The organism is Secundilactobacillus angelensis, assembly GCF_012641075.1.
Classification (GTDB): Bacteria; Bacillota; Bacilli; order Lactobacillales; family Lactobacillaceae; genus Secundilactobacillus; species Secundilactobacillus angelensis.
The window spans coordinates 1-12,664 of record NZ_JAAXLJ010000033.1 but is presented as its reverse complement, the minus strand read 5'-3'; the positions used below and the strand labels follow the sequence as shown (position 1 = coordinate 12,664).

General features: G+C 44.0%; 9 protein-coding genes. 2 read left to right on the top strand and 7 right to left on the bottom strand.

From position 1 onward, the window contains the following. The 3 genes from HC026_RS11895 to dnaG all read right to left on the bottom strand — a co-directional run. The coding region (locus tag HC026_RS11895) for a beta strand repeat-containing protein (protein WP_168926139.1) at positions 1–4,185 on the bottom strand (4,185 nt) is incomplete at its 3' end. Positions 4,186–4,571: 386 nt separating this feature from the next. After that, on the bottom strand, positions 4,572–5,726 hold the full coding sequence (gene rpoD / locus HC026_RS11890; RefSeq protein WP_168926138.1) for an RNA polymerase sigma factor RpoD: 1,155 nt from the start codon (positions 5,724–5,726) through the stop codon (positions 4,572–4,574). Positions 5,727–5,737: 11 nt separating this feature from the next. After that, positions 5,738–7,603 (bottom strand): DNA primase, encoded by a 1,866-nt coding sequence (gene dnaG, locus HC026_RS11885; protein WP_211089495.1) that lies wholly within the window; start codon positions 7,601–7,603, stop codon positions 5,738–5,740. 247 nt (positions 7,604–7,850) lie between these two features. On the opposite strand from dnaG, the gene HC026_RS11880 reads away from it, so the two are divergent. Further along, positions 7,851–8,099: a hypothetical protein gene (locus HC026_RS11880; RefSeq protein WP_168926136.1), complete on the top strand. Its 249-nt coding sequence runs from the start codon at positions 7,851–7,853 to the stop codon at positions 8,097–8,099. A gap of 342 nt (positions 8,100–8,441) precedes the next feature. Then, a complete protein-coding gene (locus tag HC026_RS11875) occupies positions 8,442–8,642 on the top strand; it encodes a hypothetical protein (RefSeq protein WP_168926135.1) in 201 nt (66 codons plus the stop codon). A gap of 331 nt (positions 8,643–8,973) precedes the next feature. On the opposite strand, the gene HC026_RS11870 is transcribed toward HC026_RS11875, so the two are convergent. The 4 genes from HC026_RS11870 to HC026_RS11855 all read right to left on the bottom strand — a co-directional run bounded on the left by HC026_RS11870 (position 8,974) and on the right by HC026_RS11855 (position 12,039). Next, positions 8,974–9,900: a DMT family transporter gene (locus HC026_RS11870; RefSeq protein ID WP_168926134.1), complete on the bottom strand. Its 927-nt coding sequence runs from the start codon at positions 9,898–9,900 to the stop codon at positions 8,974–8,976. 144 nt (positions 9,901–10,044) lie between these two features. After that, entirely contained in the window at positions 10,045–11,337 is a 1,293-nt protein-coding gene (locus HC026_RS11865) for a Y-family DNA polymerase (protein WP_168926133.1), read from the bottom strand. Next, positions 11,334–11,702 carry a hypothetical protein gene (locus HC026_RS11860; RefSeq protein WP_168926132.1) on the bottom strand — a complete coding sequence of 123 codons (369 nt, stop codon included), beginning with the start codon at positions 11,700–11,702 and terminating at the stop codon, positions 11,334–11,336. The genes HC026_RS11865 and HC026_RS11860 overlap by 4 nt, the downstream gene beginning before the upstream one ends. A gap of 19 nt (positions 11,703–11,721) precedes the next feature. Beyond that, positions 11,722–12,039 (bottom strand): hypothetical protein, encoded by a 318-nt coding sequence (locus tag HC026_RS11855; RefSeq protein ID WP_168926131.1) that lies wholly within the window; start codon positions 12,037–12,039, stop codon positions 11,722–11,724. Between the last annotated feature and the right edge of the window lie 625 nt (positions 12,040–12,664).

Genomic DNA, 12,664 nt, shown 5'->3' with positions numbered 1-12,664 from the left:
CGTAAACTGGTACGTGCCGCTGGCCGCTTGCCCTTTAGCTAAGACATACTTAGCAGGCACATTATCCGCCGTCCAGGCGGCACTGCCGAAAGTCTGACCGTTCAACGTCGTTGGCGTACCAACAACTGCACCGTTATTCTCATCATCGACATATTCAACTGTGGCTGTTTGTGCGTTGGCTTTATAGGTAACCGTCACATCTTCATTCTTTGGTAAGTCTGTGGCCTTTACAGCACCCAAACCTTCCTGAGGAACAGTAGTCTTATTAGCCGTATAACCATCAATCGTTGGAACAGTTTGTTGATAATAAGCCCCTTGCGGTGTTGCAGCACTAACACCCGTTGCTTCATCCTTAACGATCTTCCAATCAATGGTCTGCGTCTGCGTTTCTGGTACTTGACCCGTATAGTTTGGATCATCCACCACATACGTGATTGTCCGCGTCGTTGTCGCGGTACTGCGATCAACAATATGATTCAAATGAATTTGAACTGGAACATTATTATCTTCTTGGAATGTGTAAGAACCAGTAGTTGCTGAACCAGCAGCTAACCTATAGCCGGTTGGCACATCACCCATATCCCAGTTTGTCGAGGAACCTGGTATCCCGGAAATGTTCTTTGGTGTACCCACGACTGCACCCTTGTTATCATCATCAACAAATTTTACCTGAGTGCTTGTATTGGCTACTAGGTCATACTGCACAAAATCACCATCATAGTAATATTGTGCAACCTGACCAAATTCAGCAGCACCATCACCGCTGCCATCAACAATGGTTGGTGTGACTGCACCGGATGCATCAGTGACAAGTTTATATCCCGTTGGAATCAGGGCTTGGTCAGCAGCGGAGAATTCTGACAGTTGTGTTGGATAATCATTGGTAAACGTATCGGCGTTATCGTTAAGCGTCTTACTTAAATCGTCAAGATCAATATACTTTTCATCGCCATTGCTATCAGTGTAGTGATAACGTGTCTTGATGGTGGAAGTCCCGGTAATTTTAATTGAGGCATCATTAGAATTTACACTGGCATTTGCACCATTACCGTAGAAAATAGTCTGCAAATAACCAGTCTTACCAGCTTGTTCGTTAAAATTATCTGTTGTACCACTAATTTTAATTCGACCTGTAGATGTATTAGGTTGAATGCCGTTCATCTGTATGATAATCGAACGAATTGATGACCAGTTATCACCGACCTGATCAGCAGTAACATAGCCTGTGGTATCAGGGGTTGTAGCATTAGCATTTACAGCTTGTGGCTGAGTTGAATACAAAACAGTTGGATTGATTGGCGCTCCTTGCCCAGTAGTGACAGTATAATCGGTCGGTACGTCAATCGGTCCCTTTAAATTAAACGTGTATTGTGAGCCCTTGGAATCACCTACAGTTGGCAAGTTGATTGCAACACTCGCACTACTATTTTTAGCATTATCTTCCAGCGAAGTATAAACAACCGAATCATAAAAGTTCAGTGTCGAATCACCCTGATCATCGCTAGTCCCTTTAGTAATCGCATCAACATTTTGATTACCTTTGGCTAATGAAGTGTTGAAGAACGAACTAGCAGTGGTGATATTCCAATTGCCACTACCCATATCGCCCATCAAAAATGCATTTGGATTATTCTCAACATAAGTGGAATCTACTGCTGGCGTATCGTTTGCAATCTTCGTCGTAGGCGACACGATATACATATAGAATGGATAATTTCCAGGAAGGGCGTCAGGATTATTGGCTAAAGTGACAGTTCCATATGTCCCAGTCCCCGCATGAGTATCAATTGTGACACCTGAACCAGTGTAATCAAATTTCACTACGGTATGACCATCATCTGAAGTAAATTCACTAATCTTCGCCCCTGTAGGCTGATTAGTGGAAGCAACCGTACTTGACTTAGGAATCACAAAATAGAAAATGGGTTCAAAAATATTATAGGTAGTTTGTCCTCTATTGCCACCCATTTCTACTTTAAAAGTCCCAGCATTGGGATTACCAGGGTTATTCCAATCTAAATTTGCACCATTTAGTTGTGTTTGATGATGTTCAACATACCCAACCCCCAAAGAAGTTGCTTCGACAACTGTCTGAGTTACAGAAGCACTACCTGTCAGTGGTTTACCATCGGCATCAAAACTGCCGTCCATAGTTGAAACAAGTGTATCACCATTTTTAACAGGTGAGCCATTATCATAGGTAGTTGACAAGTTACCATCAACAATAAAACTAGAAGCACCACCTAATTGGTTTGCATTAGAACCAGGTGCCAGTTTATTAGGGATAAATACTGCGGTTCGAATAGCTGATTTGTCAGTCGGTGTAACTTTATCACCAGCATTAACAGTCCCAGTTTCAGTTGTCCCATCAGCAAGCGTTAAGGTATAAGTATAACTGGTAGTATCCGGTAAATAAACAGAGGGAGAAACAGCTGTTGCGGGCGTTTGAATACTGGTGGCATTCAAACCATCAGGGATGGTAATTTGTAACTTAGTATCGGTTGATTCTGCCGCAGAATTATAGGTAAACCCAAAGGTAGCCAAATACTTCGGATCATCAGTAGGATCGGTGTCCAAAACAAACTTATTTGTATTTGTGCTATTTCCTTTGGCTTTAGTCGCAGCAGTACTATTGCCAACATCAGTACCACCCTGGTTAGGAATCAATACAACACTCCAAGGATCAGCGGAATCAGTCAGCTTATCACCATCTGAATTGATAACTTGAGAAAAAGTCACGTCGCCAGGAGCCGTCAACGTCTGAGCGGTGGTGGTTTGAGGGACATCAAAAGCACCTACAATTTTATAAGGTTGAACGTCTTGCCAGCCTTGGTTACCTGCCTTTGCTGGCACCGTAATAATGACATCCGTCCCCTTACCATTAGGTTGGGTAATCGTTGAACCGTCAGTCAGCTCGTTAATCTGGCTTGTACTATCGGTATCCAAGACAAAACCGGTTGGAACAGGAATAGTGACAGTTGCACCACCATAATTATCTGCACTATTAACTCGTGGCGTCTTGTTGCTATCATCCTGAACACCATTTGCTTCATTTACAGCTACATTAAAAACATAATTTTGATTAGGCAAAATTTGCGAAACTTGTTTACCATCTGGATAAATCATTGAGACAGTGGTCAGATTAGTTGTTGGTTGGATTGTCTGAGTAAAGGTCAGTGGTGTTTGGGCAACTTTATTGATTGACCAGGTTATCGTTTTTGTTAATGTCTTACCCACATCAGGCATACCGCCATCTTGAGCAGCATAATTTCCTCCCAAATTAAGTTTAATTAACTGAGTAGTTGTTGAATCAGCAGTAAAAGTATCAGTCACCGTCGTGGATTTATCAGGATTTTGAGTAACTGTCGTCGTCCCTGCCGCGCTAACTAAAGGATCAGCTGATGCGAATGTGTATACCTGTGTGCTAGCTGGAATATTGATTACGTAAACGTCCCCCGCTTTAGCATTGGTTGTCAAAGTTAATGTCAAGGGGCTCTTAGCGTTGGTACCATGACCAACTGCAGTTGCCGAAAGTGTCAACGATGCTGCTGAATCAGGGGCTACTGCATCAATTTCTTGTGGTTCATTTGTAGTTGCATAGACCTGCTCTGCATTGGCCTTCGCAGCGTCCAACTGTTCTTCTGTTGGATCAACTAGTGTCTCGGACTTAGCCGATTGTGTTGTAGCTGATTTTTGTGTCGTTTCAGTATCCGAAGTTGCTGCATCCGTAGCAGCTTTTGCTACCGACGTAGTTTGTGTTGTTGCTGTATTTTCGGCATTATTATCACTAGTCACTGGTGTTACCTGAGTAGCTTTTACGCTGTCATTAGTATTGGCAGTATTAGCGCTTCCATTTGAATCGGAAGTCGAAGTAGTGGCACTTGAATCTGCGGCAGTCTTATTACTCGTATCACTGGTTGCACTGGTCTTCAACGATACTGCAGTTGCTTTTTGACTTGCCGCAGCTGCATCGCCGGATTCGTTTCCAACTGAATCAACTGGATCCTGCGTACTGGTTGATTGAACATCAGCTGAGGCTGTCATACTTCCCCCTAGCAATAGACCTGCGCCTAATGCCAAGCTAGCAAGACTAGCATATAGCCAACGTCTGCCAGCCTTATATGCTTTATAGTGTTCTTTTAAATTGGACTTTATGGTGCGAATGTGATTATTTTTCCCTACCATTTTAATTCCTCCTAAGGTTACATTTTCGCTGGCTTATTATAAATTACTATTATTTTATTCAAAAAACGTCCAGTATTTTGTTAACACCTTTGCTTCCCTGAGAATTGGTAGAATTCTGATGTCAGTGCTCATAATTCTCCCCCCTCTTTTCCTACATTGTAGATTAGAGGTATTCACAAGTAAAGGGCGTTAATCAAAATACGTTTCCCTTTTTTTTAATAAAATTGCAAAAAAATGAAAATTGACTTATATAAAATAAGTTATGGCTAGAATTACTATTTATCATGTAAAAAAGGCACTTCGCAGCAACTAAAAAACACTTTGATTGATGGTCTGCACGACCACCAATCAAAGTGTTTTCATTTTGTTCAACTATTCTTTTAATCTTACTCCAAAAAATCCTTCAGTTGCTTTGACCGTGAAGGGTGACGAAGCTTGCGTAACGCTTTAGCCTCGATTTGACGAATCCGTTCACGGGTCACACCGAAGACTTTACCGACTTCTTCCAAAGTACGGGTCCGGCCATCATCCAGACCGAAACGAAGCCGCAACACGTTTTCTTCCCGGTCAGTCAAGGTATCTAAGACGCTTTCAAGCTGCTCTTTCAGCAGTTCGTAAGCGGCGTGGTCAGCTGGGCTAGTCGCATCGTCATCTTCAATGAAATCACCCAGATGAGAGTCATCCTCTTCACCAATTGGGGTTTCCAATGAAACGGGTTCTTGAGCGATCTTCAAAATCTCACGAACCTTTTCCGTCGGCATATCCATTTCAGCACCAATTTCTTCAGGGGTAGGTTCACGACCTAAGTCTTGAAGGAGTTGACGTTGAATCCGGATCAACTTGTTGATGGTTTCAACCATGTGCACAGGGATCCGAATCGTCCGGGCTTGGTCAGCAATGGCACGTGTGATAGCTTGACGAATCCACCAAGTGGCGTAAGTCGAGAACTTGAAACCTTTACGGTAATCAAACTTCTCAACGGCCTTCATCAGACCCATGTTACCCTCTTGGATCAGATCCAAGAACTGCATCCCACGACCCACGTAACGCTTAGCAATGGAAACCACCAAACGCAGGTTAGCTTCGGCTAATTCTTGCTTAGCTTCTTCGTCGCCTTGTTCGATCCGTAAAGCTAAAGCGACTTCTTCGTCGGCAGTTAACAGTTTAACCCGACCAATTTCCTTCAGGTACATCCGCACGGGATCATTGATTTTTACTCCAGATGGGGCTGAGGTATCCTTCAATTCACTAGCGCTGACCTTCTTGGCAGCTTTAACGGCACGTGAATCTGGATCGCCATTTTCGTCAACGACACTGATACCAGCATCTTCGACTTTTTCAAGTAAGCCATCCATCTTCTTGGCGGTTAAACCAAACGGTGAAGCGACTTTATCAGAAAGTTCATCGTAAGTAACTTCGCCCTTCTTCTTGTAATCCTTGATCAGGGCCTTAACTGCCTTGTCGTAACCTTTTTGATCAAAGGCCTTACTTGTTTTAGTCGTCTTACTTGTTTTCTTGCTGGTCTTTGTTTCTTTTGCCATTAGAAAGCCCCCTAAGCTTGTTTTTGAGACTGCTTTTGTTGTTGTAGTTTAATGTACTCGATCACTAGTTGGCGCACGCGGTCGTTATCGCCTAACCGTCGTGCTTCTTGCAGTGCTTGTTCAGTTTCACCAATTTGTTTAGTTAGCGGTGCGATGTTCATGATTAACTGAATATAATCATCAATTTCGCCCTCGCTAGTTGATTCGTTTAACTGCATTGATTCAATATCGATCACCAGGTTTTGTAAATGATCATCGTGAATAAAATCAACAAACTGTGCCGGTGCGTAACTCTGGTGGGTTTCAAAATACCCTTGAGCCAGCGTATAGACCAGCTGGTAATCATCATCGACAAAATTAAATTGCGGTAGGCCGGTAACGCGTAACCACACATCGTGGTCGTGAAACATTCGGTACAGTAACGCTCGTTCCGCTTTTTCCACTGGCGTGCGCTTAACGACCTGCTGCTGTTGCGTCTGTGGCTGGCTTTGACCGGGATTAACTGCCGGTCTGGCTGGCCGCTCAGGCGTTTGCTTAGCCGGTTTTACCATGGCCAACTGCTGGCGCAAACTACTCTTCTCCAGTTGGAACTGTTCTGCCAATTGTGTCAGGTAAACGTCTTGTTCAACTGGCGACTTCACAGTGGCTAGGATCGCCAGAATGTCACTTAAGTATTGAAGCCTACCAGTATCCGTATTCACATCATACTGGGTCTTCAAATAACGCATCTCAAATGCAACTGGCGTTTCACGGGCAGATGACAGCGCTTGGGCCAGCTTTTCTTCACCATACTTTTGACGGTACTCATCGGGATCCATTCCCTCAGGCATCTGAATGACGCCTAACGTTAAACTGGAATTATCACGTAAAATGGATAAGGCCCGCTGAGTCGCCTTTTGACCTGGCGTATCGCCATCATAACAAACGTAAACTTGTTTGGTGATCCGCTGAATCGCGTAAATCTGCTCTTCAGTCAAACTGGTCCCCATAGAAGCCACGCCATTATCCACACCTGATTGGTGGGCTGACATCACATCCATGAAGCCTTCAAACAGGATCAGGTTACCCTGCTTTCGCACGGCACCCCGCGCCAAATCAAAGTTGAACAGCACTTTGCGTTTATTAAACAGTTCGGTTTCCGGACTGTTTAAATACTTTGGCTGATCTGGCTGCTGTTTCAACATCCGACCAGAAAAGGCAATTTCCTGGCCCGACTGGTTGCGGATGGGATACATGATCCGGTCAACAAACCGGTCACGCAATTCGCCATCCTGATTTTCAATGAACAAACCGGAATGCCGCAAGGTTTGATAATCAATCTTACGGGTGTCAAAAAACGGCTTCAGCAGTTGCTTACTGGGCGCATATCCCAGACCGTAATCCGAAATGGTTTGGTCAGTCAAACCGCGCTTGTGCAAATAGTCCAGCGCTGGCTGACCCATTTCCGTATTCATTAAAATATGGGTATAAAGCTTTGTTGCATCTTGGTGCAGCTTGATCAGCTGATTAGTTGGTGACTGCGGGTCACCGTGCTGACCGGCACCGGTTGCTGCGTTAACGATTTGCTCGTCAAGCGACACATGTGAAAATGCCGCAACTTTTACCACGGCTTCTTGGAAGCTGAGATTTTCAAGCTCCATCAAAAACTTGAAGACGTTACCACCTCGGCCACAACTAAAGCAGTGAAAAATTTGCTTATCCTCAGTGACCGAAAAAGAAGGCGTCCGTTCTTCATGGAATGGACACAGACCAAAGAAATTTTTTCCTTGCTTCTGCAATTGAACATATTGACTAATAAAATCCACGATATCGGTTGCATCGCGGACTTGTTCAATTACCTGTTCGGGTATTCTCGCCAACGGCGCAACCCCCTTCATTTAACAACCAAATCACTTTTAAAACATCGACAATAACATGCGGATAAATTGTCAAAACGAACTTATCTTCATTATTGATCTTTCTTTTTTGCAATCTACCGCGTACGTAGTTATATCATATCAAGTAAAGTGGATATGTGCAACTAAAACACCTTCAACTGCACCCAAGCAAAAAGACGAATTTTTTGCTTGATTATACGAACACATGTTTGTATAATGGATTTATCTTTTAAAGGTGGTGTTGACGATGACCCGTTTCATTAATTTAACTGGAACCTTAGTGACTGAACCTAAAGTGATCAAGCAAGTCCCCACAATGTTATATGTTCCCATTTTAACAGTTGACGGACAAACAATACACTGTCTTGTCGTTTTGCACGCGCTAGATTTCTTATACCGTGCGCGAGCAAATGCCAAGATCGCCGTTTACGGCCACTATAATCAACGCCATCAGTTTGTGATCAACAAGTACTTTGTTCAAGCGCAGGTTTCTTAATTGGAGCAACGCGCTTTTAGCGCAAAAAATAGCCTTAGCAGTTGCAACTGCTAAGGCCATTGGTGTTTTTACCCGATTATTCTGCCGTTAAGCCCCCATCAACTGTGAATTCAGCCCCTGTCGAATAACTCGAATCATCTGACGCCAGGTAACACCAAGTGTTGATCGTGGGAGCGGACCGAAACATTAAAGAAGAAGTTAACAGCGTGACGGATTCTAAATTTCAAGGTCAAATTAATTATATAATTTAGCCATAAGCTTGCCTAATTCAAGCTACCATATGCTAAACTATTTGTCGTAGAATAGAGGACGGTGACAAACCAAAAATCGCGAGGTGATGCCATGACAATCATGACGAGGACTGAACGCATAGGAAGTTTGTTGGTTGATAGAGATTTGCCTGTTTTTCTTGAAAGCTGTGTGGGTCTGCACCTGTGCAACGCTACTAGTCAAACAGGCAACCCGATTGGTGAAAGCCATCAGGAAATTTCTAAAGACATTAAAAAGCCGCCCAAAACTTTGACGGGTTTGGCGACTTTTTAGTGTTACTATTTAGTTAGTCACAACTTGGAGAAGTCACTGTTCTACTTCTACCACGTCTCGATTATATCATGAGGCGTGGTATTTTTGTAGCTTGCCAATTGAAATCTGTTAACTGTTTAAAAAATAGCCTTAGCAGCTGCAACTGCTAAGGCTATTGGTGTACACGTTGTTCAGCTTTTTACACCTATTATTATATCATCTTTCTCCGCTATAGCAAGCAAGCATAACTCAACTTGTACCATCCACTAACTGTTTAGCTTTAACCAATCCCAACAATTGAAGATGACTACCTAGCTTAATGCTTATCCTTACCAAAAACGTCACCCAAAAATCATGATTGGATTTTCCACAAATTGAATGTCATGTTCGCTACGTAAACGCCCAAAATAATAATAGTGGCACCTAAGAATTGATAGCCTTTGAACTGTTCACCCAGAAAAACCATCCCTGCAACGATTGAAACAACCGTTGAAATACCAATGAACGATGACGTCTGATTGACACCAATTTTCGAAATCGCAAAATTGGCTAAGAACAATGCGACCACTGAGCTACCAATACCCTGGTATAATATTGCCTCCAAGAACTTCGAATTGACCACTGGCAAACGCAGTAAAGTACCAATGTTTCCTTGACCCGCGGCTTCACCAATGGCTAATGTGCTAAAGACAACCGCACCCGCTGCTAACATTAAATAGGTAATTTCAATCCCCGTATAGTCTGTAGCTTTCTCCACAAACACGCTGTAAAGTGCGTATGTGCCAACGGCCAGTAAGAGGAACAAATACCCCATTACTGACAGGCTGGTCTGCGCTCCGACAGCCACCACCGTGATGATGACACCCACCAACGTCATCAAAATGCCGATCACCTGTTGTCGACTAGGACGCCTATGTAAAATCAAAGTTGACGCCAGTAAGCTTGCCACCGGGATGCAAGCTAAGAAGACACCACTTTCCGAAGCAGTTGTATGACTGATGCCAACCGTTTCGCCAACAAAATATAGAACGGGGTTAAATAGGCTGACTAACAAAAGTGGTTTTACCGCCTTACCCCGCAAATCAATGTGCACGAAGCCAACCACTATCAATCCGCTCATCACTAAAAAGGCAATCACAAAGCGCCACCCCAGCAAAGCTAACACACTCGCCTGATTTGTCGCTTGTTTTGTAAAAATATAACTCAACCCATACAGTCCTTCACTGCCCAATGCAGCCATACTTCCAAGGATTAATGACCGTTTGTTTACTTCTTTCATCTGTTTGCCAGTCCTACAATCTGATATTATTCTTCCAATTCACGTACTTATTAATTATACCCCAAACTTATTACCAACCCTAGGGCATCATCACTGACAACAAGGCTGTTATTCAGCCATGTTAGACCTAAATCTTCCTATATATTAGGCATGGTGGCCGCCCACCAAACCAGAACGTTCAATCGCAGTGCCACCAGGTGTCAAAGACGAGGCCCGCACCAGTGCCTTGTAGCCAAACCGTTTGCGGATGCGGTCAATGGTGATTGATAACTGCTGACGGTGCAGGGTAACCTCCGGATCTTCAAATAGTGAAAACTGCGTCATCCGCTGAGTAGAGATTTTGGCACATCTAACGCCAACTTGTCGCACGGGACTGCCATCCCACTTGGTACCGAGTAAATACCAAATCGCTGAGGTTAACTGTTTCGTGTCGTTGGTCGCTTCTACGTGCATCTGGGCTGAAAAATGAGTGCGGTTGCTTTTATCTACATCCGCAAAACCGATATGCAAACTGATCAGCTCGGTAACGACGTGGTTATTTCGTAACCGCGTCGCCACTTGGTCAGTGACCTCTTCTAGTACGACTTGCAAATCAACAGGCTTAATATAGTCCCGCATCAGAATTTGTGAATTGCCGTAACCCTTGCTGGCAGCTCGCGGTACATAGCGTTTAGTTAAAGTTGAATAATCGATGCCCCACGCGTCGTAATACAGCTGTTCACCCAGCACACCAAAGCGTTTTTTAAGCAGATTTAAATCCGCATGAGCTAAATCAGCCACTGAGTAAATCCCCATCAAAGCCAAACTTTTAGCCGATCGGTGGCCGATACCCCACATAGCCGTTATTTTGGGAATCTGCCAAATAGTCTGCGGTACCTGATCATACGTCCATTCGGCAATCCAGGGTGTCTGCTCCTTAGCGGCATTATCTAAAGCTAATTTTGCCAGTAACGGATTTTGACCGATCCCAACCGTGGTGATAATGCCAGTCTGATCAAACACCCGTCTTTGAATCTGCCGGGCAATTTGCTGATTATTGCCAAACAGCTGGTGACTGCCGCTGACGTCGATAAAGGACTCATCAATCGAATATGGGAACCAGTGCGCGTCGTCCGTAAACTGGCGGTAGATCTGGTTGATCCGGTAATTGAGCTTGATGTAATCTTTCATGTGCGGCTCTACCAGCTTCAGGTCCATATCATCCCGCAGTTCAAACCGCCGTGTTCCCAGCTTCACACCGTAGTTCTGCTTACTGTAAGGACTCGCTGCCAAAATCAGCCCGCCACTGGATTCTTCTCGAGACAGAACCGCAATTTTTGCCGAAGTCGGGTATTCCGCCCGCTTAATGGCCTCCGTCGACGCGTAGAATGACTTGCAATCAATGCACATAATATCATGTATTGGTAACCGGCTGGGATCGGATAGTGGATCGCTCATGCCGACCACCACTTCTCTGCTTTCTTTAACGTGACATGGCGAATATGCGCAAATTGAATCGTCATCAGGCCACTGTCGCCCTGTAAATACACCAAATCCTGTTCGTAGCCGATCACAATGCCCTCGACAGTCTGATAATGATCACCGCGGTCTACCTGCAAACTCAGCGGCGTCGTTTTTTGCCAACTCTGCTGCAGCAACCGATCAATGCTCGCGCTAGCCATCTGGGGTAACGGTCGCTCAGCCGCCTCTTTGTCCTTTTGCTGATCCATATAAACGGTGTGGTCCGACATGAAAAAGCCCATCCATTTCATCATGCCGCGGTCGTGGTATAACCAGTTTTCTTTTGCAACCTCTCTAATCATATTTACCACCCTTTCTCGCTTAACCGTGTCCGTGAACACGGTCGTTTTTAATGTCTTTAGTTGGGTGCACCAGCTGATGCGTGTTGCGATACTGAATCCGTAACTTTGAGAACTGTTTTAACTCTGCCAAAACCCGCTGGTACTTTTCCGGATCATGTTCCAGCGCCAATAACTCGTGTGAGTGCAGGAGCTGAGTACCCTGCTTTTGTTTTTCAAGGAAGAAATAGTAGCGATCGAAGAAATGGTTATCGACAACCAGCAGCCAGTACCGAAAACGGTATTCACGCAAGAAGTAATGGTCGTACTGGGCCTTTAATGCCTTAGTTTCTGCTAACATTTTCTCATCCCAAATCTCATATAGAACGTATGTTCGCACTTCATTGACTAAATCCTACCAGAAATTTACCTCGGATTCAAGCCCTTTCCGCAAACTAAATCAACACTTGCTAATTTTGTTTGCACGACAAAAAAGCCGCCCATAACTTTGACCAGTTCGGCGACTTTTTAGGTCCTTTAAATTGTTATAGCAACTTGGAGAAGTCACTATTCTGGCTTCTACCACGTCCTGATCATATCATGAGGCGTGGTATTTTTACTGATTAAAATTTGGTAGATGAATTGCCGCAGTTTAGGACACTTTTCGACAATGTCCCACTTTCGCAAAATCCCCGTAAATTGTAGGTAAACTTAGCCTCGCATGATACAATTTTAAATGTTGCCTACCCTACACCGTAACGGTTAGGAGGTGAACACAGTGTTCAATTTTTTTGTAGCACCTCTTGTGGTTTCAATCATTTCTATTTGGTTTACGGATTGGTTAGATCGTAGACACCACAAGTAAAGTTTTAGGCAACAAACTAACCCACCCGCTTTTAGCGTAAAAAATAGCCTTAGCAGTCGCATCTGCTAAGGCTATTGGTGTTCACAGTGTTCAACTTTTTACAATATTAATTATATCATCT

Excerpts from the sequence above, each read along its gene's own strand:
- HC026_RS11875 (WP_168926135.1), top strand. The coding sequence starts at position 8,442 with ATGACAATCATGACGAGGACTGAACGCATAGGAAGTTTGTTGGTTGAT.
- dnaG (WP_211089495.1), bottom strand. The coding sequence starts at position 7,603 with ATGAAGGGGGTTGCGCCGTTGGCGAGAATACCCGAACAGGTAATTGAA.
- rpoD (WP_168926138.1), bottom strand. The coding sequence starts at position 5,726 with ATGGCAAAAGAAACAAAGACCAGCAAGAAAACAAGTAAGACGACTAAA.
- HC026_RS11870 (WP_168926134.1), bottom strand. The coding sequence starts at position 9,900 with ATGAAAGAAGTAAACAAACGGTCATTAATCCTTGGAAGTATGGCTGCA.
- HC026_RS11865 (WP_168926133.1), bottom strand. The coding sequence starts at position 11,337 with ATGAGCGATCCACTATCCGATCCCAGCCGGTTACCAATACATGATATT.
- HC026_RS11880 (WP_168926136.1), top strand. The coding sequence starts at position 7,851 with ATGACCCGTTTCATTAATTTAACTGGAACCTTAGTGACTGAACCTAAA.
- HC026_RS11855 (WP_168926131.1), bottom strand. The coding sequence starts at position 12,039 with ATGTTAGCAGAAACTAAGGCATTAAAGGCCCAGTACGACCATTACTTC.
- HC026_RS11860 (WP_168926132.1), bottom strand. The coding sequence starts at position 11,702 with ATGATTAGAGAGGTTGCAAAAGAAAACTGGTTATACCACGACCGCGGC.